The following is a 26,595-nucleotide window of genomic DNA, read 5'->3' on the forward strand; positions in this document are numbered from 1 at the left end:
TAGTCGTCACTGCTGCGCCGCCCAGCTTCGGTAGTGGTCGATGAGCGTCTCCGCGGTCGTCCGGTACTGGATCTGGAGCTCGTCGACACTTCGCCGGTTGTCGACGGTGAACTCGATGCCGAGATGCTTGGCGATGTAGTCGGGGGTCAGACCGAACCGGGGTCCTATGATCCGGACAGCGACGTCCGGGATGCGCCATCGGGGAAGGGCCCGCTTGCGGTGATGGACAGGCCTGACCAAGCGCGCGATCTCCAGCATCGAGGTCATCGTCCGCTGCGCCAGGATGTAGCGGCCGTGTGCGTGAGAGAGCTCCGCGGCACGGATGTGTGCGAGGGCCACGTCGCGTACGTCGACCGTGGTGAACGAGAAAGCCGGTGCGCCGTAGAAGAAATCGCCGCGCAGCAGCTCGTTCAGCAGGAACAGACTGCCCGAATCGGAGGCCGGGGTCAGCGACGGGCCGAGGATCAGGCCGGGGTTGATCGTCACCAGCCGCCAGCGGTCCTGCGCCTCGGCGTACCTCCAGGCGAGGCGCTCGGCCTTCACTTTGGCGTAGTGGTACGGGTTGTTCTCAACCGTGCTGGTGGTGTTGAAGTACGCCTCGCTGAGGACCTGATCCTTCATGGCGAGCACGTCGACGTAGTCGCCGAAGATGGCTCCCACCGTCGAGGTGAGGACGACCCGGGTCACGCTCGGTGTCTCTTCCACGGTGTCGAGGATGTTGCTGGTGCCCGCGACAGCGGGGTCGACCACCTGCCGCTGGCCGTCGGTGATCCGCTCGGGCATCAGGAAGGGCGAGGCGACGTGGTGCACAACCTCGCAGCCGGCCATCGCCTTCGCGAAGGAACCAGGGACCATCAGGTCTGCGTCGAACAACCTCAGCAGGCCCGGAAACTCCAGCTTCATCGCGGCGAGCGGTTGCATCTTGGCGCGATTGGTCAGATCTCGAACCGTCGTGTGCACGGGAATGTTGCGCTCGAGCAGCTGTCGCACGAGGTGGCAGGCGACGTACCCGCCACCACCGGTGACCAGGACGGGCGTCATCGGAGCTCCTTCGTGGCGAGGCCCTCAGCCAGTGCGGCTGTGGTGGCGGCAAGTGCTGCACGGGCCGACGGCATGAACCTGGTCAGGTACGTCGACCCGTGCACATGTCCGGAGGCCCGGTGCACGCGCACGGGGACCCCCGCGCCCTCGAGCCGCCGCCCGTATGCTTCCCCTTCGTCTCTGAGGGGATCGCACTCCGCCGTCAGAATGAAGGCCGGAGGCAGACCCTTCAGGTCAGCGGCCAGCAACGGCGAGGCATAAGGGTCAGTACGACGGCCAGGGTCAGGCACGTAGAACCCATAGCCCTCGCACAACTCCGCCCTCGTCAGGAGGAACCCTTCGGCGAACTCCTGGGTGCTCGGCTGACTGAGGGTCAGATCAGTCACCGGAATCTCCAGGAGCTGGAAGCGCAAGGCGGGCCCTCCACGGTCGCGAGCGACGATGGCCGTGGCGGCAGCGATCCCTCCGCCCGCTGAGACGCCCCCGATGGAGATGGCGCGGGCGTCGACGCCGAGCATCTCCGCCTGGTCGAAGACCCATCGCAGTGCGGCATAGGCGTCTTCTACCGCTGCCGGGTACGGAGACTCGGGCGCCAGGCGGTAGTCCACCGACACGACCACGCATCCCGCCTTGAGGGCATACCAGCGGCACAGCGGACCGTACTCCGCCACGCTGCCGAGCCAGAACGCACCGCCGTGGAGGAACACGTGGGCGGGCCGCTGCTGCGGTCCGGGCGAGCGGTAGACACGCACGGTGATCGTTCGGTCCCCGAGCTCGACCTGGTGATCGGTGATCGACAGCGGCCCACGCGCTCGGCGCATGACGGTCCGCATCTGCAGGGGGCTTGCGGCGGCACTGGCACGACGCTGCTCGACCGGCCGGGCCGAGTCGGACGACTCGACCCATGAGGCGAGCCGAAGCAGTAGTCTCAACGACTTGCGGACTGTCATGCCATCCCTTCAAACGCCGGACTGGAGTTCATGACGTGCGTGGGTGTCCGTAGGCGATCTCGACGATCCGCCGGAGGAGCCGGGAGTTCTTGGCCTCGAAGGGCATGCCGTGCAGCTCCTTCTTCATGGGGAATCGCGTGCGCATCACCGACTGGCGCTTGGTGAACTTCCGGATGCCGTCGGCGCCGTGCCTGGTCCCGAGTCCCGAGTCCTTCCACCCTCCCATCGGCAGCTCGAGCGCAAAGTAGTTCGCCAGGGAGTCATTGATCGTCACGGTCCCGGCCTCCAGGCTGCGTGCGATTCGTTCGGCCACTCGCTTGTTCTTCGTGTAGACGGAGGCTTGGAGACCGTACGGGGAGGCGTTCGAGAGGCGGATCGCCTCCTCGGCGTCCGCGACCTTGACGATCGGCAAGGTGGGACCGAACGTCTCCTCCCTCAGGCAGGCCATGTCGGGGGTCACATCAACAAGGATCGTCGGCTGGAAGAACCTGCCAACGCCCGGCTGCACGTGACCGCCGGTCAGAATCGTGGCTCCGCGGCTGACCGCGTCCGAGACGTGTCCGGTGATCGTTTCGAGCTGCGGTGGAAAAGTGAGAGAACCGCAGTCCGAGCTGCCGAGCGCCGTCGACTCGCCCAGTCGCAGACTCCGATAGAGGTCCGTCACCTTGGCGACGAACTCGTCGAAGACGGGCGCCTCGACGTACGCGCGTTCGATCGACGTACAGGTCTGACCGCTGTTGTGCATGGATCCGAAGACGATCATGGCGGCGGCACGGTCGAGGTCGGCGTCGGCCAAGACGATCGCTGGGTCCTTCCCGCCGAGCTCCAGACTGCACGGGATGAGCCTCTCGCCACATCGCGCCGCTACCTTTCTTCCGGTGCGCGTGGACCCCGTGAACATGACAGCATCGACGCTCTCGACGAGTGCCGCTCCCGTTGCGCCATCGCCGGTGGCTGCCTGGAAGACGCCGCTCGGCAAGCCGATCTCCTTGGCCATCTCGACCATCAACAGGGTCGTCAGCGGTGTCACCTCCGAAGGCTTGAGGATGACGGTGTTGCCGGCCGCGAGGGCAGGGATCACATCTCCGAAATTGTTGAGAAGCGGGTTGTTCCACGGCCCGATCACGCCAACCACGCCGACTGGCGCGTAGCGGATGAACATCGACCGCCCGAAGACGAGGATCGAGCGGCTCCGCACCTTCTGGTCGGCTAGGTAGCTGTGCGCTTTCCGTGCCCAGAACGCTGAGGCGATCGCACCGTAGACGGCCTCGATGGCGGCCTCGTCCAGCGACTTGCCGTTCTCCTCGTGAATGGTCGTCGCGACCCGGTCGATGTTGTCCACGAACCAGCGCTGCATGCTTCTGAGATGACGAGCACGCCCCTTGAAGCCGATCGCCTGCCATGCGGGTTGCGCAGCCCGGGCGACCGCGACCAGCCGTTCGACCTCGGTCTCGTTCATGTTGGACACTGATCCCGCCAATGCGCCCGTCGAGGGGTTCTCGACCGGGATGTCCTCGGCTGCCACTCGCATCAAGCCGGCGCTCATATCGTCTTCCTCTCTTCGACCGACTGGTCATCCACCCGCGAGCGGGTAGTGGTCGGAGTAGTCGTGGTAGGTCACGTCACCCAGGTTCCAGGCTGGCGCCTTGGCTGCCAGCACCCTGTTCGGCCAGGCCCCAGGCGACTGGTTGGTGCGCCGCTGGAGCACGTAGTCGAGGTCTTGACCGGGCTCACCGGGATACCGTGCCGCAGCGAGCGAGTTGGTCTCGGGATCGAAGCTCGTGGTGCTCCCGCCGTACGACGTGGGAGCAACGCTGTCCAAGACGCTCAGCATGGATGCGTACTCGGGACTGGACCGAACCACATTCAGGTCGCCCATGATGATCACCTGCTCGTCCGCCGGGATCCTTCGCGCATCCAGGAAGCGGTCGATGGCCGCGAACTGTGCGGCCCTGATCTGCGCTGGGGAGCGGAAGATGCACAAGGAGTCGTCGGCCTGGGTGTGGCTAGCCACGACGTGGACCCGCTTCCCCCGGACGTTGAGCTGGACGTACACGAAGCCCTTGGCCGCAAGGGCATCGAAGCCGCAGCCGATGTCGTAGATGTGCTGCACCTGCTGGAGGATCGGCCACTTGCTGAGCACCGCGACGCCACCGTCCTCGGGCCGCAAGGGCCACAGCAGCGGCCCTGTCGACTCATCCCAGCCTGCGGTCCCCCGGCCGAGGACCGGCGTCTGAAAGGGGTACTCCGGCCTGAGCCGCGCCGTGAGCCTGTCCACCGGGCCATTGTCGAAGGCCTCCTGGAAGGCCACCACGTCATAGCCGCGAACATAATCCGCCTCAGCGATCAGGTCGGCTCGGGTGGCATTGCCGAAGTCTCCCGCTATGGGGTTCATCAGCATCACGTTGTGCGTCAACACCCTGATGTGCGCCGCGGCGAGGCCGTCAGCCTGGGCTCTCGGGACGCCGAAGATCGCCGACGTGATTGCCAGCACAAGGGCCGGCAGGGTGGTGTGCAGTCGCATGATGTGCCTCTCACGTCTTCTGAGTCCGTCAGCCTGCAGTCCTCGCAAACGGCTGATCGAACGCGGCAGCCAAAGGCAAGCGTTCACGACCGACCCGGGCCGAGGGAAACACCGAGATCCCTACGATCAACACACTTTGGTTGTGAAGCAGCACCAGCCTGATAGCTGCGCACCATCACCTCCACCTCGCTGAGACGCCCTGGTCTCGCTCCTCGGCAGGCAAGGACGTCCACGTCCCGCCTGAACGAAGTCATGGTCCCGCCTCTTCGCGTGGTCCTGCGCACGGTGCGCACTCCCGCTTCACGTTGAGCGAAATCGAACTCGAATAGGTTTCAGTTTGAGCCCCGGTCCCGCGCCGCGCTCAGGGGTGTCCGGGGTATAGATCCGCCGGGTGCTCGATCGAGTGCAGGATGGCTGTCTCGCGGTCACGTACGGCTAGGGCAACCTTGCGGAAGCGCCTCGCGAGGGGACCCACGGTGTCGGTGCGCCAGGCCAGCGCGACCGTGGACGGTGGAGCATCGGTCACTGGCAGGAACCGCAGGCTCGGATGCGAGCCGTAGCGCGTCGTGGCAGCGGCAGTCACTGCGATTGCTGCCCCTGTCCCCACCACCTGCACCTCTTCGGTCACCGAGTGAATCGTGACGACCTTGGGCGGAATGCCTCTTCGATAGGCCTCCAGGCTCCAGAAGGCCCGGAAGGCGTCGTCCCCCGAGGCCGACACCGTGATCGGATCTTCCAATAGGTCTCCGATCACGACGGACCTCCGGCCGGCCAGACGGTGTGTGATGGCGACAATCGCGACCGTCGGCTCGTTGAAGAGGGCAACACTCTCGATGCCCTCAGCCGACAAGGGCAAGCGGACGATCGCAATGTCTGAGGCACCGTCTACGAGCCCTGCCGACGGGTCGACGACGGCATGTTCGCGCCACTCCAGCACCACCTCGGGGTAGCGCTCGCGAAACTCGTTCATGATGGGGGCCGTCAGCTCCAGAGCGCCGCCGACACAGGCACCCACTCTCACGGTGGCAACCGGAGTGCTGCCGACGCGCCTAGCCAGAGCCACCGAGCGATCGAACGACTCGAGCACCGCGCGGGCACTCTCCAGAAACACCGTGCCAGCCGGGGTGAGCTCGACCTTCCTGGTGCTGCGCAGGAAGAGTGGCGTCCCGAGCTCGTCCTCCAGCTCGCGAATCTGCCGGCTCAGAGCCTGCTGAGCGATGAAGAGCTTCGCCGCCGCCCGACTGAAGTGGAGCTCTTCGGCGACGACAACGAATTGGCGGAGCTTCCGCGTGTGCAGATCAGTGATGGTTCGGATACTAGCCGTCCTGACAAGCGCCTAGCGACAAGCGAAGCCGACCCAACGGGTATCGCGTCGGGCCGGCTTCGCACGAATGCCCCTAGGAGTTGTACACCTCGAGGTCGTAAAGCGAGATACCGTACCGCGTCCCGCGCTTGGCCCCGACGAGACGGACGTAGCGAGCCGCGGTCGGCACGAACCTCACAGTGTCGTGACCACCGTCGGCGTTGATGGTCGACCAGACGGTGCGCCAGGTGCTGCCGTCGGTGGAGACCTCGATTCGGTAGCCCCTGGCGTAGGCGTACTCCCAGTTGAGCTCCAGACGTCGGATGGTCCTCTTCGACCCCAAGTCGACCTTGAGCCACTCGTTGTCGCGCCAGTAGTAGCTGGCCCACCGGGTGTACGGGTCACGATCGAGGGCCTTGGAAGGCGCGTAGCCACTCTCCGTCGACGAGGCGGTCACCAGGTGACCCGCAGCGAGGTCGATCCCGTTGAGCTTGTCATAGACGAGCTGTGCGACAGCATCCATGCCGGCCTTCAGCGGGTGCCAGGCGCCTGCCTCGAAGACATCGGTGTAGACACCCTGGGCCCAGGCGTCGTCACCCGCGCATGCATCGTGACCCAGACCCGGCCCGTACGTGTCGACGAACGTCACCCCGTTCTCGCTCGCAGCGCTGCTCAGGACACCGTTCAGCTGGCGCTCCAGTCCGTCGAACCACTCGATGTCGCCAGGCGACAGCGGCACGTCGACGCAGGGCGTCAGATCCGCGGGGAGTACCCGCAGGTATCCCACGACCACGATCCGGGCACCCGGCGCGCGTTCCTTGATCGCCTGGATCACCCGGGCGACGCGGGCCTTAGTGCGCGGAAGGATCATCGCGAGCTGGTCAACGCCGTTGACCGTGTTGGCCTGCTGGCACGGGCTCCCCGTCAGGTCGTCGTTCTGGAGGTCCGCGCAGGTGTCGACGAAGGTCCCGAAGAACGTCTCGTCGTTGCCACCGATGCCCAGCGTCACGAGATCCGTGTCAGGGCGAATTGCGTCCAGCTGGGGCCCCCGGTTAGTGCCCAACACGGTGGTGAAGTCCCCCTCCATCGACGTCGTGTCGGCGGCGGAGCACGAGACATCGGTGAACCGGTCGTTCTCGTAGTACAGGCCCAGCTTTACAGCCAGCGTCGTCGGGTAGTTGTTGTTCGACCGAGCGCAGTCGACCGAGGCCCATCCGGGGATGAACGGCCCGGCCGTGAACGAGTCCCCCAACGCGACGTAGTGGTGCACTCCCGGCCCTGGCACATCGGCCGCCTGGGCGATGGGTGGGGCTAGAGCGGTCGCACCGGCGACCAGCATGAGCGTGAGACTTAAGACCTTGACTCGCACAGACACTCCCTCAGACGTGGTTTCCGATCTGTGCGAACTCCTACGGGTCAGGCCTGACTCCCTCGGCAGACCGCTGACTCCTCGCGACACGTCATCCAGATCAGTGCCGACCTCGCGCAGACGTTGGAAGTCTTGGGCACTGCGCACCATGCGGGAAACACCAATTCCGACCTCATTCACGCACTCCCGTTGTTGGAGTTTTCGGCCCCTCCTTGCTCATGCACGAGTTTGGCCCTTGTTTGGTTTTCGACGTGTGAACGAGACGCACGTTGGTGTCTCTCCTCGGCCCCGACAACCATGCGTCTGCACAGATCGATCCGCACGCTCCTGCGCGCCATCGTCGCTGTCGTCTCCCGCCGATCCACAGCTGACCCAGCCGCAGCCCGAGCTCGGTGACCTGGGTCGGCAGCTGGGCCGCTGCACCGAGCGACGGGGCCGGCTCCGTGCTTGCTCGACCGCTCCTGGCACGGAGAGCGCGGATGGTGGTCCGGCCCACGCTTCCTGGGGAGGTGGTGCGGATCCGTCCGCCTCGGTCGTCGAGTTGGATGCGCTATGCGTGGGTGGGTCAGGACCTCAGACCTGACCTGGTAGGCGATGCGTCTGGCCGTACCGACGTCGTACGGCGATGTTGATGACGTCCTCCTGCTGCTCCTGGGTGAGAGCGCGCGGTGCCCCCAGCGGGGACGCCTTGAGCTTCAGCGCACAGCACCACTCCAGGAGCTCGGCGTTCTCGACCGCCTTGTCGAGGGTCGCCGCGTAGTTGATGGCTCCGTGGTTGGCCAGGAGGGCGGCGTTCTTCCCTCGCAGCGCGTCAGTCCCGGCCTCGGCCAGGGCCTCCGTGCCGAACGCGTGGAACGGCGCCACCCGGATCGACCCGCCGAGAATGAGCTGGGAGTAGTGCAGGACGGGAAGCTCGTCGACCACGACACCCACGGCCACTGCGGCAGGTGCGTGGGTGTGCACGACAGCGCCTGCGTTGTGGGCTCGGTAGATGCTCAGGTGGAGGTCGAGCTCAGAGGTCGGCGCCAGCTCGCCTGCGACCACTTCACCGTCCAGGTCGATGATCGTAACGTCGCTGGGCCGCGCCTCGCCCAGGACGACTCCGGTCGCCGTGATGGCGACCAGGTCGCCGTAGCGAGCGCTGACGTTCCCGGACGTCCCGATCAGCAGGCCGGCTTCGGTCAAGCGGTGGCAGGCGTTGACCACCTCGTCGCGCTCACGGTCGAACGACGACCTCGGGCGCGGTTGCGTCGACGCTCCGGGGGCTGCGACAGGAGCGCCGTGCCCCTCAAAGGCTGCCGTCGCGACCGCTTCCGCGAGCTCGGCGTACGGCGGGAACAGCGCGGGCAGCAGGTCCCCCTGGCCGCGTACGACGACGCCACGTGGGTTGGAGAACTCCCGGAAGCCGTCGATGCCGTGGTGTCGGCCGCTGCCACTGCGGCCGATGCCACCGAAGCCGAGCGAGGGGACAGAGCCCTGGACCGCAGCGGTGTTCACGCATGCGCCGCCGGACGAGGTGCGGACCAGGACGTCCTCGGCAACGGCGAGGTCCTTGGCGAAGACGTAGAGCCCCAGCGGCTTCTCGCGCGCGTTGACGTAGGCGATGGCCTCGTCGAGGGAGTCGTACGGCTTGATCGGCAGCAGGGGGCCGAAGATCTCCTCAGTCATCACTGGATCGTCGTCAGCGGGGTCGATGACCAGCGACATAGGCATCTGCCGAGTGGCGCGATCGACGGACGCGGCTGGATCTAGCTGGACGACCTGAGCGCCCGCTGCGGACGACTCGCTGCGCAGTCGCAGGAGCCGGTCCAGATGACGGTCGCTGACGATGCCGGTGTTGTCGCTCGAGGAGGTGTGGGCCGGGGTCCTGGTGGCTGCGAACTTCTCTGCTCGTGCCACGAAGTCGGCTACCTGTGCGCGAGGGACCAGGCAGTAGTCGGCCGTGATGCACAGCTGGCCGCTCTTGATCATCTTGACGCCGAGGATCTGCTCGATAGTGTCGTCATCCACGCTGTCCGCGTGAACGATCACCGGGTTCTTCCCACCCAGCTCGAGGGTGACCGGCACCAGGTTCTGCGCAGCCGCCGTCGCGATCTGACGGCCGATCTCCGGACTCCCGGTGTAGAGCAGGTGGTCCCACCGCACGCAGGCGAAGGCCTGCGCCAGCTCGAGCCCGCCGTTCACCGCGGCTACGTGGTCCTCGTCAAAGGTCCCTGCCAGGATCTCCTGGACCAGGGCCGCGGAAGCGGGCGCGATCTCCGATGGCTTGATGACCACTCGGTTGCCCGCGGCCAGCATCTCCACGAGCGGACCAAGGGTGAGGTCGAAGGGGAAGTTCCAGGCCGCGATGTTGCCGACCACGCCCTTTGGCTGGTGCCTGATCTCAGCCCGAGCACTGCCGAGCAGCCCTGCGTCGGTGACGCGGTCCTCGTGCTTCATCCAGCTCTCGAGGTTCTCCTCGGCGAACTGTGCACGCCCCAGGACGCCGAGGATCTCGACGAGGTCGGTCAGCGCGTCCGGAGCCACCTGGAAGTCGCTGCGCAGAGCGTCCCGAATCTGCTGACGGTGTGCGAGCACAGCGGCCCGCAGCGCGCCCAGGTGCTCCTGCCTCACCGCCGCCGAAGGGTAGCTCTCCCGGAGACAGGCCGCCCGCTGCGCGTCGTACACCTCGCGAAGGCGAGCCACGGCCGCACCGTCGACGCCCGCCTTGGCGGCCGGGCGTGGTTCGCCGGAAACCGTCATGGTCAGCCTTCCGCCGTGATCAGATCCTCGAGGTTGCGCATCGAGGTCTGGAATCCGTGCCGCATGCCCGGTCGCAGCAGCCTCTCGAGGATCACGCCCACAGGACCCAGACCGACGCTGTAGCGAGCCGTGTAGGTCATCTCGGTGCCACCGTCGCGGTTCGCCCGGAAGTCGAAAACGTTGACGAAGTTCTGCAGTGGGGCCAGGCCGACCCCCGTGTCCACGCGGGTGCGCTGCGGGTCGACCTCACGGACGGTCCACGTCGTGCGCATCGTGAGCGGACCCACGGACTTGTTGACCTCGGAGTACGTCCTGCCCACCGTCGCGGGTCCGTGGTCGTCGGTCACCTCCACCACGCCGTGCACCCAGTCGGCGTATCGGGCGGTGTTGCTCACGACCTCCCACACCCGGTCGATCGGCACCGCGAGGGTCGCGGTCTCGCTGACCTCGATCGTCGTCATTCTCAGTCTCCCTGCTCGAGTACGGCGTTCGCGGCGTCCTTGCCGGATCGCACCGCACCATCCATGTAGCCGTTCCAGTAGTCGGAGTGCTCGGCGCCGGCCCAGTGCACCCGCCCGAACGGCCGGTCGCGCCACTCACCGAAGCCGGTCACCGTGCCCGGCGCGGCGACCGCTGTCGGCCCGCCCCGGGTGAACTCCTCTGTCGTCCAGTCCTGCTCGAAGTAGTCGGTGGGCCGCAGTGCGTTCCGGCCGGCAACCTCGGCGAAGCTACGGAGTACGGCGGCACGCCGCTCCCGCGGGGGTCGGTGCGCCCAGCGGCGCCACTGGGCCCCGCCGAGGAAGCCCATCAGCACCCCGGGACCACCGCTCGGCGGCGTGTTGTCGTGCATGGAGCACAGCGGCGATCCGGAGCGGAAGACGCCCTGACCGGAGAGGCCGTCCTGACGCCAGAAAGGCTCGTCGTAGACCGCCTCGCACTTCATCAGCGTGCCGAAGGTGAGCCGCGAGAAGAGTGCGTCCTGTTGCGCCGGCAACAAGGGGTTCCAGGCGATCCGCGCGGCGAGCGCCGGAGGCACGGCGACGATCACGTGGCTCGCGGCCCAGGACCGGTCGTCGGTCCGTACCGTGAGGGAAGTCGCGTCCTGTTCGATCGCTCGGACCGCCGAGCCGAGTACGACGCGGTCGTCGAGCTGCTCTGCGGCCCGGATCGACACCAGCTGCGAGCCGCCGACGAAGCGGGACTCCTGGGCGCCACCCTCGTTTCCGATGCCGCGCTCGATCGTGCCAGGGTTGTCCTCGTCGCCCATGCCGGCGATGTAGTGCAGGCTGAACAAGAGCGACGCGTCCTGTGCACCGCCTCCATAGGCCGAGCCGAGGAACACGTTGACGAGGTCAATACCACCCGTCGTCACAGTGTTCCGCCGAATCCAGCTCTCGAAGGTCATCGAGTCCCACTTGGCGGCATCCGGCGACTTCCACGGGGCATCCAGCCGAACCTGCGCTGCCAACTGGTTGATGCGGCGCATCGTGAGCGCCAGGTCAGGGAGTGCCAACAGGTCTGGCGGGATCTCACCAGAAAAGCGCCGGGACCTGCCGGCGTGGACATAGACAGAGTCGCCAACAGTGTTGGCCGCGACGGTGTCGATGCCCAGGTCCCCGGCCAGCTTCAGGATGTGGTTCTGGGTCGGCCCGACGAACTGCCCTCCGGCTTCCACCACCTGACCATCCCCGAGGTCGTGGTTGAGGGTCCGACCACCGACGCGGTCCCGCGCCTCAACCACGACGACGCTGCGTCCTGCTGCCGTAAGTGTTCGCGCCGCAGTCAGCCCGGCCAGTCCGGCACCGACCACGACGACGTCGAGCTTGGCGGCCATCGTCAGCCCACCGGCGTGGGGTCCGAGGCCACGAACGCGAGCACGGAGTCGAGGTCGTAGTTGCCGGCGTCACTGCCGAGCCCGCCTGCGACCTGTGCCGCGGTGGCGCACCCGAAGGAGGCTGCGTCGCGTGCGTCATACCCGAGCGAGAGGGCTCGCAGGAACCCGGCAGAGAAGGCGTCACCGCATCCCGTGGTGTCGACCACGTCCACGGCGAACGCCGGCACTGCCTCAATGAGGTCCCCGGCTACTACGACTGCCCCGTCGGCACCGGCGGTGGCGACGACACACCCGGCACCACGTGCCAGCAGAGCCTGGCAGCCGGTAACCAGGTCATCGGTGCCGGTCCAGCCGAGCACCTGCTCATCGTTCGGGAGGAGGTAGTCGACGAAGGGCAGCACAGGCGCGAACAGCTCGAAGAAGCCCGGGTCCGCGGGTGCCAACGAGTCGACCGACGTCGTGACGCCGTGATCGCGTGCATACGACAGCACCTTGACCGCCATCTCCCCGAGGAACTCGGGGCCGCCCACGTGCAGGTGGGTTGCTGCTGCGATGGCGTCCCAGGGGACGTCCTCCAGTTCGTAGCTGCCGTTGGCACCGATCACGTGGAATGCGGGCCGAGACCCGTCGGGCCGGATCGGCAGCACGCTGCCCGAGGTCTGGACCCCGTCCCGCCGTACCAGCAGCGAGGTGTCCACCCCCTCCCGGGCCAGCAGCGCGAGCAGCAGGTCCCCCAGTGCGTCCGTCCCGACGGCTCCGGCGCTCTGTACGGCGGCGCCCAGCCTGGACAGCACTACTGCGGTGCCGCCTGCCGGGCCGGCGGCGGTCATCTTGATCTGCTCGACCAGCTCACCGCTCTGCCCGGATGGGATCTGCTCGACCGGGCGGACCAGGGTGTCCAAGACGTGCGCACCAAGTGCGACGACACGCATCTCGCTCATGACGCAGCTCCTGCCAACTTGGCGAGCTCCGCTGCGACGAGGGCCTCGTGCTCCTCTTCCAGCTCGCGCGCTCGGCGAGGGCTCCAGGCCCCGGCCATGATGAAGATCAGCGGGATGAAGAGGATCTCGCCGCCGACGGCGAACCAGAAGTAGTTCTGCCACTGGCCAGGAGCATCCTTGAGCGCCTCGTCGACCTTGGTGAGCAGAGCGATATCGTCGGCCGGCACGGCACCCAGGGCCGTCAGCTGGGCCGCCGCGGCTTGGACCGCCGGGCCGTTCTGCATGATGAGCCCGAGGTCAGCCGGCGGGATCTGGGCGAGCGCCTGGAGTCGCTGCATCGCCTCCTCCGGGGTGATCCCGAGTGCGGTGGTGACCTCGCCGACGGCCGCAGCACCGGCAGCTGGATCGGTCGGGTCGGCAAGCAGGGCGGAAGCGGTGTCCGGGCTGAGTGCCTGTCCGGCGGCAAGTGCGTCGCCCTGCGTCGTGCTCAGCTCGACCGCCTTCGCGACCACTGCGGGCTCCAACCCGGAGACCTGACTGAGGGCGGCCACCTGGGCAGCTTGGTCGTCGGGGTTCTCAGCGAGCGCATCCTGGACGGCCGGGTCGATCTTGGCCGCCGTGCCCAGCTCCGCTTCGTACCGTGCTGCGAGGGCTGCGGCCTGCTCGCCGTCGGTGACCAGCGTCGTCGCGCTCGTCACCATGGCGGGTCCCAGGAAGACTGCGACACCAGCGATCAGCCGGATCGTGAAGCCCCAGACGGACAGGCCCGTCGCCGTGAGTGCCGGGTTGTGCGACTCCACGGTCTCGGTGTAGCTGGCCATCCACGGCGCGAACACCAGCGCGATGCAGACCGCCATGGCCGACATCACGACGGCGAAGGTGGTGTAGCTCGTTGTCGGGTCCCCCGTCACGTCGATCATGACGATCGTGGAGATCACCGCGCCGACACCACCAACCAGCATGAAGGGCTTGCGCACACGAAGCTTGTCGGAGAGCAGCCCGACCACGATCAGAGAGCCGGCCTGGAACGCCCACATCCAGCTGGTCACCGAGTTGGCGCGGGACTCGGAGTAGCCGAATACGGTCTGGAACATCAGCGGGAAGAAGCTGACCGCGACGAAGTAGATGAACAGGAACAGGCTGATCGCGATCGCCGAGCCGAGGATGTCCAGCCGCATCAGCTGCTTGACCGGGTTCTTCACGGCTGCCTCGACGTCGATCCCCTTGGCCCGGGCCTCGATCAGGGCGCGGTCCTTGTCACTGACGATGATCTGGTCACGGAGTTCGGGCGACAGCTCGCGCAGGCCTAAGAGGGCGACGACGAAAACGGCCAGTCCAGCCACGCCCGCGATGACGTACTGGTCCTGCCAGTTGGCGAGGTGGTCTGAGGTGTTGCTCACCACCGCGGTGGCGATCAAGGAGCCGAGCACCGGTCCCAAGGTCCAGAAGCCCATGGCGGAGGCCCGACCGAGCTGCGGACTGAAGTCACGTACTAGTGCGGGTGTAGCCACCAACACGACGCCTTCAAGCGCGCCGAGGACGGTGTACCAGACCGCCACGCTCATGGTCGTGTGTGCGTTGCTGATGCCGAACACGCAGACCAGCGCACACCCGAGGACCCCCCACACGATTACGTTGGCCCGGCCGTACTTGTCGGTGATCCCGGCCGCCAGGGACGTGATCGCGCTGGCGACGACCGAGACGACGTTGATGCCCACGAAGAAGAGGAATGACATGCCAGTCTCGCGAAGGACCGCCGTGCTCACACTGCTGATGACGTAGTACTGGTAGTAGAACAGCACCGTCGTGAGCACCACGATCGACAGGCTCACCACCCGCGGGCCAAAGGTCGGGTAGTGGTCGAGCTCGCGCCGCAACAGGCGGCGCGGCCAGGGCACGGCTGGGTTGGCGATAGGTACATCGAGTTTCGTCATGAGGCTTCCCTGTGGCGTTGAAGGGTTTGGTGAGTCCCGTCCGGACGATCGAGTCCCCAGTGACTCGACCGTCCGGTGCGGGCGGTTCAGTTCCGCGAGATAGAGCGGGTCACGATGCGTGCCTGGGCGTCCGCTCCTCGCTGGTTCGGATGAAACGGGATGGCGAGGAGCAAGGGGTTGTCCAGCGCCAAGGGGATCAGCCCCTCGGCGTACTTGGTCCCGGACGGCTGGCACAAGTCGTGGCCGAGCGTCGGGGTGTAGGTATTGATGAGTCGGGTGTGCTTGTCCGCCTTCGCGACCCGCTCCAGCATCGCGTTCAGGAGGAGGAAGGTGCGTTGCAGGTAGGCCATGTCGGCATCAGTGATGGGCACGATCGGCCAGCAGCCCTTGCCCGACGTGGGCAGACCGTTGAGGTAGTTGACCAGGAAGATGTCCGCTCGAGGTGACCTGCGATGGATCTGCCTGAGTCGCATGCGCAGCTTCGGCTCGGTCACCTTGATGGCCTCACGGAAGCGGTCCTTGTCCCCTGTGCTGAAGGCATTGCTGCACGGTGCTCCGAGCGGTGCCGGCAGCCCGAGCAGGTCGGCCGGCAGGAGGTTCAGGCAGCCAAGGACCGCGTCGGCCAGCCCGATGTCGTTCCCGCCGATCCCGACGGTGACCAGGTCTGTGGTCTTGCGCAGCATGTCGAACTGAGGCGGGTTGACTCCCCCGAGAGGGAGGCTCTGGGCCTCCACGAAGTGCTCGCTCGTGGCGCTGCCGCAGGTCGCGTCGCGAAACACCGGGACCTTCAGGCGCGCCGCGACCTGGTGCGGGTAGTTGGTCGGTGACTGGGCGCAGTCGATCGGAACGAACTCAGAGGTGGGCAGTGACGTGAACACGTCGGCGCTCCAGGAGTCACCGAGGGCGACGTACTCGTGGTATCGGGGTCCAGCAGAGTGAGATCGCCCCTGTGCTCCTGCCTCGCCGGGCAGGGCGAGGCTGAGCAGCGCGCCGACGAGCACTGCGGTCACGGTTCCACGGGTGTTGGGCACGCACCAAGAGTCGCCGTCGGACTCGGTTCTTGTGAAACACCAGCTCTGCGCCGATCTACAACCGGGGCGTGTGAATGCCTAGACCCTGGGCGTTCCACGCACCCTCCAGCAAGTGCGGGCGTGGTGGCCCGGCAACAGCTGGCGCGTCAGCCCGAGGAACCAGACCCGAGGAACCCGTGATGGTGACCAGTGGTCGCGGGTACCTCGCCAGCCAGTCCCGGTCCATCGTGCTATCGCAGCCCCGGATCCAAGGGTTTGGTGGATCCTCCCGGCCCGCGACCGATAGCGCTGCCCTCGGTGCGACCTCGAAGAAGTCGTGCCCTGAAGCGGCGCACGAGCCCCTTGGGATTTGAACCAGAATCCTCTGGGCGCCTTCGTGGACGTCGCGAGGACTACCGACAAGTCTCGGAAGCTACCGATTCGCTCGGTGTTGTGAGGGATTCGCCCTCGCTTCCAGACCTCAGGTTACCCGACTGGTGCCGACAAGATCCGGTCGTTTCTGGAGCATTGATGGCCACAGATCGAATCTCGCTGCCTCGGAACAATGCGATCGGTCACCCATGGTTGTCGGCCGAGTGGCGCGGCCTCGGCGGCAGAAGGCCACGGTCCTCCTGAATGAGGGCTCGGCCCAACTCATCCAGCGCCGCGAGAACCGTCGACGCGTGCACAACCACGCTGCTCCTGAGCACCGAATGTCCCGCGCGCTTGTTCGCGATCGCAGCCAAGTGCCACTGCGCCTGCCAGTGGTCTCCGTTGGTCAGGTCGTGGTGTGCCGCGACCCTGTCGCGAATCACGCCGAGGTCATGCATGAACACAACATCACTCTTCATTGGCTTCAGGGCCTCCTTGAAGTCCCTGCCCGCGTCGCGGTGATCCGATCCGACCCGACGAGGGAGCTCGTCAACGGCCGTCTGGATTGCCAGCACGAGGTACTTCTCCCAGACCTCCCGATCCTCTGGTTCTGCCAGGGCCTTGAAGAGCAGGAGCTTCATCTCGTAATCCGTTGAGACGACCGTCGCCAGCAACTCCATCGCCCTGCGCTTCTTTGGTTCGGTCTCCGTCGTCGACAGCTTGGACAGGTGCACCAAGATCTCTGCGTAGTCGACACGGATGCGATCCAGGTCCACGCGAAGCTGGTCGATCCGACGTGCGATCTCCGAGGCCACCGCTTCGTCGGTGCTCATGACGTCTCCAAGCGTCCCAGGATTCCGATCGAGCAATCGTCCTTCGTGGCGTTGCGGATCCGGATGTCGACCAGCTTTCGCAACCGCTTCCTGTACTCGGAGTTCTTGCCCTGCTGCGCGGGGGCGGTTCCCACCGCAGTAATCAGTTTTGAACAGGCGGCCGCCAACTCGCCGGTGCGCGGGCTGAACAAGCTCTCGGCCGTACCGTCGCTCATGAGCACGAATCCCGCTACGCCGGCCAGGGAACCACGGAAGAGTCGCATGGACTTCAGTGCCCCACTGGACGTAACGAACGTCGTCTGGTTGGCGAACTCGCTGTTGTCGGGGGCCGAGATCACCGCAAGGTTCCCATCCTTCAGGTAGCCCACAACGCCGTCGCCAACGTGTGCGCCGAGGAACCTGTCCCCCGAAGTCGCGACGCAAGCGAAGGTAGCCGCAAGGTCGACCACTTCGCAGCCGTGGCGCTCGGCAACCCGCTGAAGCTTGTCGAGAAGACGCGAGAGGAGGTCGACCTTGACCTGTCCGCCGTCAGGGCTAGCCGCGAACTCGTGGAACCGTTCCACGAGTAGCCGGCACCCCTCGTCCACGACTGCCTGGGCACCGAACTCGGAGTGCGATGCAGATCCAGCGCCATCGGCGAGGCAGAGCGCCTGCACTCCATCGCGGGAGACGTACTTGGTCCGATCCTGGACCGGCGTGCCATCCCGCAGGTGCCCATGGCCCCTGACCTGATAGTGGAACTCCTTGAACACCTAGAGCTCCGCCCACCCTGCAAGGCCTTCGAGGTCGAGCTTCACGGTGTCACCGGGAGTCGAGCGCGAAACGCGCGAGACCGACTTCGACAGCCACTCGAAGAACTCCTTGAACTTGAGCCCGTCGAGGCGGAGCGGAGGACGGTTGGGGCTGAATCGGGCCAGGGTCTTCATGTCGGCGCCGCTTCCGATGCCGATAGGGAACACGGTGAGCTTCTTGGCCTCGACCATCTCCACGACGCGCTTGACGGCGAGGTCGATGTTGTCGGTCGGGCCGCCGTCGGTCATGAGGACCAGCCACGGCTGGTAGTAGAGGACGCCACTGCCCGAGTAGGTCGCCTTCCGGCTTTCCAACGTGTCCAAGGCGAGGTTCACGCCGGCGCCCATTGCCGTGCTCCCGTTGGCGGTGAGCGAGGAGATGCGCTGCAGACGCTCGATGCTGGCGAAGTCGTGGATCAGTCCAGCTGAGGAGTTGAACTCCACGAGGTTGATCTCGGCCGAGTCATGGGCGTCGTCGTCCTCGTCGATGGCGTCGTAGAAGAGGTTGACGCCTCGGATGAGTTCTTCGATCGGCGAACCGCTCATCGAAGTGCTGGTGTCGAGACAGAGGGACACGGGGACGCGCGGGGTGGGGTTGTCGACGAGATCGTCGGCCCCGATGTTGAGTGTTGCCATTGCTGGTTCCTTTCTAGGGTTGATCTGGTGGGACGGAATGTCCGCTCAGAGACCGAACAGCCGCGCCCAGAAGCCCTTCTTCTTGGCTGGCTGACTGGCCGTCGACGTCGACGCCTTGCTATTCGGTCGAGTTTGGGTGGCCTTTGCCGGGACGCACCCCGCCGGGTAGGTGCCGCCGTAGCCAGCCTTGTGAGTAGTCGGGATCGGCTTGCCCTGCTTCATGTGCCAATCGACGTTGCCGTAGGTGATGAACGGTTTCTGGCATCGCGCGCAGAGTCGAGACAGATCCAGACTCTTGGACCGAGCTTGGCGTTCATCGTCCTTCTTCGCGCAAGCCGGGCACCGCCCGTACTTCGCCTGGCTCTTGGAGAAGGTCGTGCTGCAATCCCTGCACTGGACCATGGCGGATCGAGTTGCACCCGTCCTGCCGGCCGGCGAGACCCGACACTTGTTGCAGAGCGGCGGTACGAAGTATTCGTTCTCGTCGTCGTTCCAGATACCCGCGATGGCGTGTCGGCGTTGGCACTGCGGGCAATCAACGATCGGGGTGTCCGGCCTGAACGCCTTGTTGCGGATTGGGTAAACGTCATTCGACATGGGATCGAAGTTCGTCTTGCCCTTCAGGAACGCCTGGTAGTCCTTGAACACCGAGAGCCACTCAGCCGCAGTGGGGCGCTTCCGGTAGCGCCGTCCCTCTTTGTGGAAGGTGTGCCAGAACATGTCCTTCACCGGCTTGTGGACGTGACTCCACATGAATTTCCAGTCGCCGTCCGGCTGGTTGCGATCGTTTCTGTTCTCGTACTGGAACGCGAAGTTGCCCTCCTTGATGAGTTTCACCATGTCGCCATCCGTCCCCTTGCGCATGTAGGGGAATTGTCCGGTGATGAGGATCATGAAGAGCATGGTGGCGATGGCGAAGTTCTCGTCCTCCACGGTGCGCAGTCGCTCGGAGTAGGACGTCCCAAGCAGCGACGGCGCCGTGAACATCGGAGTTCCGACCGGACACGGGTAGCCCTCGAGTTGCCACGAGTCCGCATCGATGATGAAGACGCGCTTCTTGTCGTCAACCATCAGGTTCTTCGGGTTGATGTCTCCGAGGAGGATGTTCTGGGCGTGCAGGAAAATGACCTCCTCCAAGAACGCGATGCACACATCGACGAGGTCCTGCTTCCGCCACTTGGGAAATGCCTCTTTGAACCGCTTCGGGTTGAAGATGGTCCGCTGAAACTCCCTACCCGCGGCCCTCGGCATGACATAGCCGACGAACTCGCCCGACTCGTTGTGCACCACGGCCGACGGCGCGCAGACGCCCATGGAGCGAATCCCCCGATGCACGAGAAGGTCGACCTTCTCCTTGCGGTGCTGGGTGACGTGGTCTTTGTCGAGGATCTTGACGACGGTGTTGCGCTGACCCTCGTACACGCTCCCTTCACCGCCCGTGCCCAACAAGGCTCCCAAGACGAAGCTGCCACGCTCGTTCGCCGAAGCCCAATGCACGAGACTCCCCTCGATCGGCAACGTGCCCACCGGCAAAAGGCTGTCGCCCCCTTTGATCTTGGCGTCCGCAGAGAACGGCACGACTCCGCTGACTTGGGCATCCCGGCGCTTCGCCAGGAGCGTCGTCGCGCGCGGCTTCGGCGATGCGCCTTCGTCGAAGCCGAACACCTGGCGAAACTCGGCTAGCAACGGTTCGAGCACGGTCATCTCGCGCTCCCCGCCCCTTCGCTCGGCGAGCTTCTCCATCCCCTTCCGATAGAGCTCGGCGTCGCTCTCTACCGACAGCTCTCCGGTCCGGGTCGGGTAGCCAGCGACGAGTCGACGCCCCGTCTTGCGGGCAAGGAGGCGAATCCGCAGCTTGAGGGTGACGTCGAACGTGAGTAAGCACATCTCGTAGGTGTCCGCGAATTTCTCGAAGAGGGCTACGAACAGGTCGTCGGCGTAGGGGTTGGAGCCGTCCCCCAGATCTTTGCGAATCAGGCCCATCTCGCTGGCGCTTTGCAGGAACACCAGGGCGTTGGCGGCCTTGGTGGCCTTGTCGGGGTCCTTGCTGCGCAACCTCACCGAGTTCTTGTTCAGTTCGTCCTGGACCTTGGTCGGCACCACGATCGGGTTGCCGTGGGTGCGGATCGCCTCGCTGCACCGCTCAAAGAGCGGCTTCAGGCCTCCTGCGTATGACGGGCGAGTCTCCATGAAGACGTTCGTGTCAATGAGAAGCCTGCTTTGCGGCTGGACGAACTGGACTGGATCCAGTTGCTGGTAGGACGCCGAGGTCACTTGGGACCTCCGAAGGTGATGTTGCTTCGGAATTCCTCAACAGCCGCTGACGTTTCCTCGTGCTCCACCTGGCGTCGGCGTTGAAGCTCGACAATCGCCCGCATCGGGATTCGGTGGTGTGTCCCGACCCGGACATGGTCGATGGCTCCCGATTCGACGAGCTTCATGAGCGTCGGACGTGACATGCCAAGCATGGTGGCGGCCTCGGTACTGGTGAGAAGGTCCTTCACCGGCACTACTACTGCGCCAGTCGAATGCTCCGCCTCCAGCAACTCGAGGACCTTCTCGGCACTCCTCCGTGTCAGGCTGAGAGTGACCGTGACTTCCTCGGGCGACGACTCCAACGCATCACGCAACGCCTGAACGTCGTCCGGCAGGACCTCGGGCATCGACCACTCCTAACTGACACAGGTGCAACTAACTGCAATAACTGCAATAACTGTAACCATGTGCAGTAAGTGCAGTCAACCGAAATCCGGGGTCTACAGAGAATTACGCACCGGACTCCTGCTGGTCCGTGAAATCAGGATCAGAGGTTGCCAAGATCGAGGCGTCGGGCTTCGATGGCAGCGCGTTCGCCTGCGTTGGCACGGGTGTAGCGGATGAGCATCTCGACACGGGTCCAGCCAGCCATGGCCATCAGGCCGGACTCAGATCCGCCCGCTGCGAGCCAGCGGTGGGCAGCGGTGTGGCGGAGTCGGTGCGGCCGGAACCCGACGATGCCAGCAGGCTCGGCACGTCGGCGCAGCGAGCGGTAAAGGGCGTCGCCCACGAGGCCGCAGCCGCGTTCGCCGAGCCACAGCTGCTCGCGGTCGGCGTGGGCCTGGATGCGGCGGACGGCGAGGTAGTCGTGGATCGCGGCGGTGGTGGCCGGCCCGATGGGGATGATGCGGCCGCGTCCGCCTTTGCCGCGCTGGATGGTGACGAGGCCGGTGGCGAGTTCGAGGTCGTCGGCCGTGAGGGCGATGACTTCGCTGAGCCGGATGCCGGTTTCGACCATCAGCCGGATGATCGCTTCGTCCCGGACGTGCCGGAGCGGGCGGGGTGTCTCGGGACCGTCTGCGCCGTCGGGTCGGCAGGTGAGCAGGAGGGCACGTACTTCCGCGATGGTGAGCGGGTCGACGACGGGGTGGTCCAGCTTGGGTGACTTCATGCCCTGGAACGGAGGTGCGTCGAGGTGCCCGACTGCGGTGAGCCAGGCGGCGTAGCGGCGTACGGCTTGCTGCCGGATCCGGGCGGTGCTGGGTGAGCGGCCGGCGTCGAGCATGTCGGTGATCCAGGTCTGCAGGCTGGTGCGTCGCATCGGCGGAAGGTCGCGGGTCTCGGCCCAGATCAGGTAGCGGCCGACGGCGTCGAGGTAGAGGGCGATCGTGGCGGGGCTCTTGCGCTCGGCGGTGAGCGCTAGCTGCCACTCCCCCATCAGTGCCTTTGCAGTGGGTGCGGTGAGGTCAGTCATGGAGACAACTGACCAGCGAGCGGTCATCGGCACGCGTTCAGCCGAGGGAGGCGGCTACGAACCCGGGCGGCGTCGAGCCTTGTCCGGATAACTCAGCCGTAAGTGGACACTTGATCAAATCTCTAAATGCTTTCAGGCTCGGAATCCGTAGATTCCGAGCCTGAATTTGGTAGCGGGGGCAGGATTTGAACCTGCGACCTCTGGCTACAGGATCAAGCCACAGCAAACCCACGCGCATCGCGACATGCGGGGCCTTGGCTGAGCAAAGGTGGTCGTTCACCCCGCCTGGACTCTGAGCGCCGACGCTGCCGTCCATTTGAACCGCCAGGTCATCGGCTTCAAGTACCGGCGTCATTGGAGTGCGCACTCGAGCAAGCTGGAGGCCGTCCCCCGGGCATTCCGCGTGGACAGGGGGCCTTTCGACGCCCTTGGTCCACAGGTGGCGCGGTTCGTTGTGCACACCTCCAGTCATGAGGGCAAACCTGTCCTCGTGACCACGAAGGAGCACATGATGAGCACGACGATCGACACCAGCGTGGACGGCGGCATCCTCACCATCGACCAGGCGGCGGCGTACCTCTCGATCCCGAAGGCGACCCTCTACACCTGGCGGACCCGCCGGGCCGGCTTCGGTCCGCGCGCGGTCAAGCTCGGCGGCTGCCTGCGCTACCGGCGCTCGGACCTGGACGCCTGGGTCGCGGAGCACCTCGAGAGCTTCGACGACGTCCCGGACATCCCCGTGCGGCGCGACGGCATGTCGTTGTCCCGCGCCAGCCGGCCGCGCTGAGGAGGGGTGACGACATGGGACACGGACGCCCGCCAACCTCGGTAGGCACCTGGGGCGCGATCCGGACGACACGGGTCCGCGAAGGCGCCTACCGCTCGCGGACTCGGATCCGGGACAGGGACGGCGTCACAAGAGAGGTCACGGCCACAGGAACGACGATCGCCGCGGCAGAGCGTGCGCTGCGCGAGAAGCTGGTCGACCGGGCGACACCGACCCAACAGGCGATCACCGCCGACACGAGCGTCGCGAAGCTCGCTGCACTCTGGTTGGCCTACCTCCGCGAGGAAGGCCGCATCGAAGCCACAACGATCAACGAGTACGAGCGTGTGCTCACCAAGGTGGTCGTCCCGGAGCTTGGCGGCCTCCGCCTGCGGGAGCTGACCACCAGCCGACTCGACCTCTTCCTGGTCCGCCTGCGCGCGACGAGCACCAGCCGACAGCGCAAGACCAAGGTCGTGATGGGGGCGATGCTGGGCTTGGCCGTCCGCCACGACGCGCTCGTGGTGAACCCCGTTCAGCAGACTTCGCGCATCCACCGGGACAGGCCAGAGACTCGTTCTCTGACGCTCCAGGATCTCAACACGGTTCGCGAGGCACTCCGAGCATGGACGTCCAAGCAGCGCCCGGGACCGAAGGCAAATGGCGACATGGCCGACATCATCGACCTGATGCTCGCCACCGGAGCTCGCATCGGCGAGATCCTCGCACTGCGCTGGGTCGACGTCTCACTCTCAACCGTTCGCCCCAACCTGACGATCAACGGGACCATCAAGACCGAGCCGGGGAAAGGCACCTACCGCAAGGCCACTCCCAAGTCGGACGCCAGCGTCAGGACAGTCGCTCTGCCCGACTTCGCGGTCGCTGTGCTCCAACGCCGGCGGAAGTCGAAAGGACATAACCCCGTCGACGCGGTCTTTCCAACCCGGAACGGGACCTGGCAGCAGGTCAACAACGTCGAGCGCCGCTGGAGGCAGATCCGCCAGGACACGGGCCTGGACTGGGTCACGCCCCACACCTTCCGCAAGACCGTAGCGACCCTGATCTCAGAGCGGGTCGGCGCGGAGACCGCCTCCCAACAGCTCGGCCACTCCTCCCCCGCCATCACCCGTGAGTTCTACATCTCCAAACCCGCGATCGCGGCCGACGTGGCGCATGTCCTGGAGGAACTGGCTGACCCGGACCCGGACCGCGGACCGAATACTTCGGGATTAAGTGGTGAATAGCGCCTTCGGGTTCGAAACCAAGACCGGCTCTGATCCGCGTTTCCGCAGGTCAGAGCCGGTCTTTTTGTCGGGCTGACAGGATTTGAACCTGCGACCCCTTGACCCCCAGTCAAGTGCGCTACCAAGCTGCGCCACAGCCCGAAGCTCCGTCCGGGATCGCCGTCCGAAGCGGTGGGAACATTACCCCAGGGCACCCGGGCTGCCGGAATCGGGATGGCGCAACCGCGTGTTCGGTCAGTCGTCGTTGAGGATCAGGCCGTAGCCGAACGGGAAGAAATTGAGATCCCCGTTGACCGGGTCGGTGAGCGCCACGTGGAAGTACTCGTCGATCTCGACCTCGACGTCGCCCTTGATGGCGACCTTGACGACCTTGTCCGCGACACCGGCCGGGAAGCTGACCTTGGTCGGCTTCTTGTTGACGAAGTCCTCACCGGCCTCGGCATGACCGAAGAGACCGAGGGTGTAGTACTTCACCGAGCCGGCGAAGTTCAGGTCCCCGCTGCGGTGGATCGTGAAAAGCATGTTGGTCTGCCCCGCGTCGCCCTCGACGAGCTGCGCCGAACCCATCGTGTAGACCGGAGGCTCCCCAGGGTCGTTGTTCAAGATGGTGCCCTGGGCATAGGTGTCGGTGAGCACGCTGTCCACCGGGGCGGACAAGTAGGCGTAGAAGAACTCCTCGTACTCGGGGACCTTGTCCCCTTTGATCTTCACCTTCACCGTTGCCGATGCCTGGCCCGCCTTGAACTTGATGGCCTTCGGCCTCCACGCCGTGAAGTCGCGCTTCGCGGCCGCGCTGCCCTCGGACGTCTCGAAGGTCACCGACGACGCGGCGGCCAGGTCGCCGGTGCGCGCGATGACGAAGAGGAGCGCCTGGTTGCCGGTGTCGCCCTCGGTGATGGTGACGTCGTCGATCGTGTACGTCGGCGGGGGCGCGAGACTCGCGTCGCTGACGTCACCGTTGGCGGGCGACGTGGTCAGCGTCAGGGACGCCACGGCGAAGGACATCGCCGCGATTGAGGCGAGACGGGCGCGGGCGGAGCGGGAGCTGTTCATCGTGACCCCGAATCGGAAGGGCTGCTTTGCGGCCCGATCCGCCTTACGGCCACACCTTCCTCGCGCCCGGCGAGGCGGGTCAAGAGGGAAATCCCTCGGGCTACCGCAGCGCGCCCAGGCCTCCGGAGTCGGGAAGTGCGCCGCGCCACTTCGGTTTGCGCTGCCCCGCGATGTCGAGCGCTCCCTTGACATAGACCGCCCCGAGGAACGATGCGTAGGCGAGCTCGGGCAGGACCAGGGCAGCCACTCCGCGCGAGGCCCAGCCACCGCTCCAGACCGTGATCACCCGCTCAGTGGCGACCGCCAGGGCGAGCCCGATCCACAGCGGGAACCAGGTCCAGCTCTCCGTCGACATGGCGACGGTGCCCATGAGGAGCGCGAAGGACGCCATCGCCACGACCCCGTAGCCGATGCCGAGCTGGCGGGCCCACAACCGGTAGGTGTGCGGCCGGACGCCGTACGCCGTCAGGTTCTCCAGCGCCCCGCGCTGGCAGCGCAGACGCTCGACCCACAGCGACGCCCAGGTCGGCATCACGTCGGTGACGACGGCGCACTGCGGCGGCGAGATCATGAGAGCACCGAGTGACCGCAGAGCCAAGGTGAGCTCGTCGTCCTCGGTGAGCGTGACGGTGTCGAAGACATCGCCCTTCTTCCCGGGCAGGAGGCTGCCGCGGTGGGCCGCGATCGTGCGCAGCGCACGGGGGCGGAACACCGACGCGGTCCCGCTCAGCACCACGACACCGCCCCGGCGCCGGCGAGCGTCGCGACTCAGACGGAGATACTCGTTGCGCTGGCAGAGGCCCAGCCACCCTCCTCCGGTCTCGCCGAAGAACTGGCCACCGATCGCCATGAGCGCACGGTCATCGGACAGCCGACGCACGGCTGCTTGCACGAAGCCGGGATCGAGCACGGTGTCGGCGTCCATCACGAGTACGGCGTCGTTGTCGCCGAGCTCGGGCAGCAGCAGCTCGAGCGCCTGGTTGAGCGCACCGGCCTTCTGGTGCTCGTTGCCCTCGGTCTTGCGGACCTCGACCCCCCACGCGTGGGCGATGCTCACGGTGTAGTCGGTACAGCTGTCGGCGACGACGATGATCCGGTCGGGAGGATGCGTCTGAGCCTTGAGCGCTGCGAGGGTCGCGCGGATGCGGGACTCCTCGTTGTGCGCAGGGATCAGCGCGGTGATGGTCACGGGCCCGGCGTAGTCACCGCGGGTCTCGGCCATGACAAGCCGGGGGGCCAGGGGCGCCTGGTCGCTCCGCCCGCGTCGGCGAACACCCTCGGCGACCCGGATCTCCGCCTCGAGCACGATGCCGAGGCAGGCGAGGGTGCAGCCGATCGCCAGCACGACGCTGGCGCGCAGGCCCAGCCATCCCACCGCACCAGCGCCGGCGACCGCCGCGCCCAGCACGACGAGACCAACCGTCCGTCGGAACCCCTCCATGGATCACTCCTTCCCGACTGACGTTAGGTCGTACGACCTGCTCTAGCACTGTCCGAACGCCCATTCGGTCCGATCGTCCAG

At 66.1% G+C, this 26,595-nt stretch carries 22 protein-coding genes, 1 tRNA gene and 1 pseudogene; 2 read left to right on the forward strand and 22 right to left on the reverse strand.

Annotation, left to right across the window (positions count from 1 at the left end):
- Positions 1 to 6 precede the first annotated feature (6 nt).
- The 19 genes and pseudogenes from F0U44_RS20210 to F0U44_RS20295 all read right to left on the reverse strand — a co-directional run bounded on the left by F0U44_RS20210 (position 7) and on the right by F0U44_RS20295 (position 22,010).
- Complete coding sequence (locus F0U44_RS20210; protein ID WP_149730181.1) at positions 7 to 1,041, reverse strand: NAD-dependent epimerase/dehydratase family protein; 1,035 nt, start codon at positions 1,039 to 1,041, stop codon at positions 7 to 9.
- Positions 1,038 to 1,991 (reverse strand): alpha/beta hydrolase, encoded by a 954-nt coding sequence (locus F0U44_RS20215; RefSeq protein ID WP_149730182.1) that lies wholly within the window; start codon positions 1,989 to 1,991, stop codon positions 1,038 to 1,040. The genes F0U44_RS20210 and F0U44_RS20215 overlap by 4 nt, the downstream gene beginning before the upstream one ends.
- A 28-nt stretch (positions 1,992 to 2,019) precedes the next feature.
- Positions 2,020 to 3,537 carry an aldehyde dehydrogenase family protein gene (locus F0U44_RS20220; protein ID WP_149730183.1) on the reverse strand — a complete coding sequence of 506 codons (1,518 nt, stop codon included), beginning with the start codon at positions 3,535 to 3,537 and terminating at the stop codon, positions 2,020 to 2,022.
- Positions 3,538 to 3,564: 27 nt separating this feature from the next.
- Complete coding sequence (gene sph / locus F0U44_RS20225) at positions 3,565 to 4,515, reverse strand: sphingomyelin phosphodiesterase (protein ID WP_149730184.1); 951 nt, start codon at positions 4,513 to 4,515, stop codon at positions 3,565 to 3,567.
- 361 nt (positions 4,516 to 4,876) lie between these two features.
- Complete coding sequence (locus tag F0U44_RS20230; protein WP_223163768.1) at positions 4,877 to 5,602, reverse strand: LysR substrate-binding domain-containing protein; 726 nt, start codon at positions 5,600 to 5,602, stop codon at positions 4,877 to 4,879.
- A gap of 39 nt (positions 5,603 to 5,641) precedes the next feature.
- A pseudogene (locus F0U44_RS23830) lies at positions 5,642 to 5,830 on the reverse strand (LysR family transcriptional regulator); the annotation flags it as partial.
- 82 nt (positions 5,831 to 5,912) lie between these two features.
- The gene (locus tag F0U44_RS20235; RefSeq protein ID WP_188113585.1) at positions 5,913 to 7,187 is read right to left on the reverse strand and encodes a GDSL-type esterase/lipase family protein; all 1,275 of its coding nucleotides are present in this window, start codon (positions 7,185 to 7,187) and stop codon (positions 5,913 to 5,915) included.
- 573 nt (positions 7,188 to 7,760) lie between these two features.
- Positions 7,761 to 9,929 (reverse strand): aldehyde dehydrogenase family protein, encoded by a 2,169-nt coding sequence (locus tag F0U44_RS20240; protein ID WP_149730187.1) that lies wholly within the window; start codon positions 9,927 to 9,929, stop codon positions 7,761 to 7,763.
- A 2-nt stretch (positions 9,930 to 9,931) separates the two neighbouring features.
- Entirely contained in the window at positions 9,932 to 10,390 is a 459-nt protein-coding gene (locus tag F0U44_RS20245; protein WP_149730188.1) for an SRPBCC family protein, read from the reverse strand.
- Between the two features lie 2 nt (positions 10,391 to 10,392).
- Positions 10,393 to 11,763 (reverse strand): flavin monoamine oxidase family protein, encoded by a 1,371-nt coding sequence (locus F0U44_RS20250; protein WP_149730189.1) that lies wholly within the window; start codon positions 11,761 to 11,763, stop codon positions 10,393 to 10,395.
- Between the two features lie 2 nt (positions 11,764 to 11,765).
- Positions 11,766 to 12,704, reverse strand: coding sequence for a carbohydrate kinase family protein (locus F0U44_RS20255; RefSeq protein ID WP_246160691.1), 939 nt, complete (start codon positions 12,702 to 12,704; stop codon positions 11,766 to 11,768).
- Positions 12,701 to 14,638, reverse strand: a complete 1,938-nt coding sequence (locus F0U44_RS20260) for an MFS transporter (protein WP_149730190.1) — start codon at positions 14,636 to 14,638, stop codon at positions 12,701 to 12,703. The genes F0U44_RS20255 and F0U44_RS20260 overlap by 4 nt, the downstream gene beginning before the upstream one ends.
- An 86-nt stretch (positions 14,639 to 14,724) precedes the next feature.
- The gene (locus F0U44_RS20265; protein WP_149730191.1) at positions 14,725 to 15,669 is read right to left on the reverse strand and encodes an SGNH/GDSL hydrolase family protein; all 945 of its coding nucleotides are present in this window, start codon (positions 15,667 to 15,669) and stop codon (positions 14,725 to 14,727) included.
- Positions 15,670 to 16,223: 554 nt separating this feature from the next.
- On the reverse strand, positions 16,224 to 16,853 hold the full coding sequence (locus F0U44_RS20270) for a hypothetical protein (protein WP_149730192.1): 630 nt from the start codon (positions 16,851 to 16,853) through the stop codon (positions 16,224 to 16,226).
- On the reverse strand, positions 16,850 to 17,605 hold the full coding sequence (locus F0U44_RS20275; protein ID WP_149730193.1) for a PP2C family serine/threonine-protein phosphatase: 756 nt from the start codon (positions 17,603 to 17,605) through the stop codon (positions 16,850 to 16,852). Before F0U44_RS20275 ends, F0U44_RS20270 begins: the two co-directional genes overlap by 4 nt.
- Complete coding sequence (locus tag F0U44_RS20280; RefSeq protein ID WP_149730194.1) at positions 17,606 to 18,280, reverse strand: vWA domain-containing protein; 675 nt, start codon at positions 18,278 to 18,280, stop codon at positions 17,606 to 17,608. It abuts the gene before it with no gap.
- A 45-nt stretch (positions 18,281 to 18,325) separates the two neighbouring features.
- Complete coding sequence (locus F0U44_RS20285) at positions 18,326 to 20,554, reverse strand: protein kinase domain-containing protein (RefSeq protein WP_149730195.1); 2,229 nt, start codon at positions 20,552 to 20,554, stop codon at positions 18,326 to 18,328.
- Entirely contained in the window at positions 20,551 to 20,943 is a 393-nt protein-coding gene (locus tag F0U44_RS20290; RefSeq protein WP_149730196.1) for a helix-turn-helix domain-containing protein, read from the reverse strand. Before F0U44_RS20290 ends, F0U44_RS20285 begins: the two co-directional genes overlap by 4 nt.
- 140 nt (positions 20,944 to 21,083) lie before the next feature.
- The gene (locus tag F0U44_RS20295; RefSeq protein ID WP_149730197.1) at positions 21,084 to 22,010 is read right to left on the reverse strand and encodes a tyrosine-type recombinase/integrase; all 927 of its coding nucleotides are present in this window, start codon (positions 22,008 to 22,010) and stop codon (positions 21,084 to 21,086) included.
- 490 nt (positions 22,011 to 22,500) lie between these two features.
- On the opposite strand from F0U44_RS20295, the gene F0U44_RS20300 reads away from it, so the two are divergent.
- Positions 22,501 to 22,797: a helix-turn-helix transcriptional regulator gene (locus F0U44_RS20300; RefSeq protein ID WP_246160693.1), complete on the forward strand. Its 297-nt coding sequence runs from the start codon at positions 22,501 to 22,503 to the stop codon at positions 22,795 to 22,797.
- 14 nt (positions 22,798 to 22,811) lie between these two features.
- Entirely contained in the window at positions 22,812 to 24,020 is a 1,209-nt protein-coding gene (locus F0U44_RS20305) for a tyrosine-type recombinase/integrase (protein WP_149730198.1), read from the forward strand.
- A 67-nt stretch (positions 24,021 to 24,087) separates the two neighbouring features.
- Here F0U44_RS20305 and F0U44_RS20310 read toward each other — a convergent pair.
- From F0U44_RS20310 to F0U44_RS20320, 3 genes are all read right to left on the reverse strand, one after another.
- Positions 24,088 to 24,161: transfer RNA gene (locus tag F0U44_RS20310), tRNA-Pro, on the reverse strand.
- A gap of 93 nt (positions 24,162 to 24,254) precedes the next feature.
- The gene (locus F0U44_RS20315) at positions 24,255 to 25,073 is read right to left on the reverse strand and encodes a Calx-beta domain-containing protein (RefSeq protein WP_188113586.1); all 819 of its coding nucleotides are present in this window, start codon (positions 25,071 to 25,073) and stop codon (positions 24,255 to 24,257) included.
- Between the two features lie 100 nt (positions 25,074 to 25,173).
- Entirely contained in the window at positions 25,174 to 26,514 is a 1,341-nt protein-coding gene (locus F0U44_RS20320; protein ID WP_149730200.1) for a glycosyltransferase family 2 protein, read from the reverse strand.
- Positions 26,515 to 26,595: the final 81 nt, after the last annotated feature.

The sequence above is a fragment of the Nocardioides humilatus genome (genome assembly GCF_008373755.1).
GTDB lineage: Bacteria > Actinomycetota > Actinomycetes > Propionibacteriales > Nocardioidaceae > Nocardioides > Nocardioides humilatus.

What these genes read in the sequence shown, in the direction of transcription:
- F0U44_RS20260 (WP_149730190.1), bottom strand. Translation starts at nt 14,638, where the DNA reads ATGACGAAACTCGATGTACCTATCGCCAACCCAGCCGTGCCCTGGCCG.
- F0U44_RS20305 (WP_149730198.1), top strand. Translation starts at nt 22,812, where the DNA reads ATGGGACACGGACGCCCGCCAACCTCGGTAGGCACCTGGGGCGCGATC.
- F0U44_RS20210 (WP_149730181.1), bottom strand. Translation starts at nt 1,041, where the DNA reads ATGACGCCCGTCCTGGTCACCGGTGGTGGCGGGTACGTCGCCTGCCAC.
- F0U44_RS20295 (WP_149730197.1), bottom strand. Translation starts at nt 22,010, where the DNA reads ATGACTGACCTCACCGCACCCACTGCAAAGGCACTGATGGGGGAGTGG.
- sph (WP_149730184.1), bottom strand. Translation starts at nt 4,515, where the DNA reads ATGCGACTGCACACCACCCTGCCGGCCCTTGTGCTGGCAATCACGTCG.
- F0U44_RS20290 (WP_149730196.1), bottom strand. Translation starts at nt 20,943, where the DNA reads ATGCCCGAGGTCCTGCCGGACGACGTTCAGGCGTTGCGTGATGCGTTG.
- F0U44_RS20215 (WP_149730182.1), bottom strand. Translation starts at nt 1,991, where the DNA reads ATGACAGTCCGCAAGTCGTTGAGACTACTGCTTCGGCTCGCCTCATGG.
- F0U44_RS20245 (WP_149730188.1), bottom strand. Translation starts at nt 10,390, where the DNA reads ATGACGACGATCGAGGTCAGCGAGACCGCGACCCTCGCGGTGCCGATC.
- F0U44_RS20255 (WP_246160691.1), bottom strand. Translation starts at nt 12,704, where the DNA reads ATGAGCGAGATGCGTGTCGTCGCACTTGGTGCGCACGTCTTGGACACC.
- F0U44_RS20320 (WP_149730200.1), bottom strand. Translation starts at nt 26,514, where the DNA reads ATGGAGGGGTTCCGACGGACGGTTGGTCTCGTCGTGCTGGGCGCGGCG.
- F0U44_RS20250 (WP_149730189.1), bottom strand. Translation starts at nt 11,763, where the DNA reads ATGGCCGCCAAGCTCGACGTCGTCGTGGTCGGTGCCGGACTGGCCGGG.
- F0U44_RS20315 (WP_188113586.1), bottom strand. Translation starts at nt 25,073, where the DNA reads ATGAACAGCTCCCGCTCCGCCCGCGCCCGTCTCGCCTCAATCGCGGCG.
- F0U44_RS20270 (WP_149730192.1), bottom strand. Translation starts at nt 16,853, where the DNA reads ATGAGCACCGACGAAGCGGTGGCCTCGGAGATCGCACGTCGGATCGAC.
- F0U44_RS20280 (WP_149730194.1), bottom strand. Translation starts at nt 18,280, where the DNA reads ATGGCAACACTCAACATCGGGGCCGACGATCTCGTCGACAACCCCACC.
- F0U44_RS20220 (WP_149730183.1), bottom strand. Translation starts at nt 3,537, where the DNA reads ATGAGCGCCGGCTTGATGCGAGTGGCAGCCGAGGACATCCCGGTCGAG.
- F0U44_RS20240 (WP_149730187.1), bottom strand. Translation starts at nt 9,929, where the DNA reads ATGACGGTTTCCGGCGAACCACGCCCGGCCGCCAAGGCGGGCGTCGAC.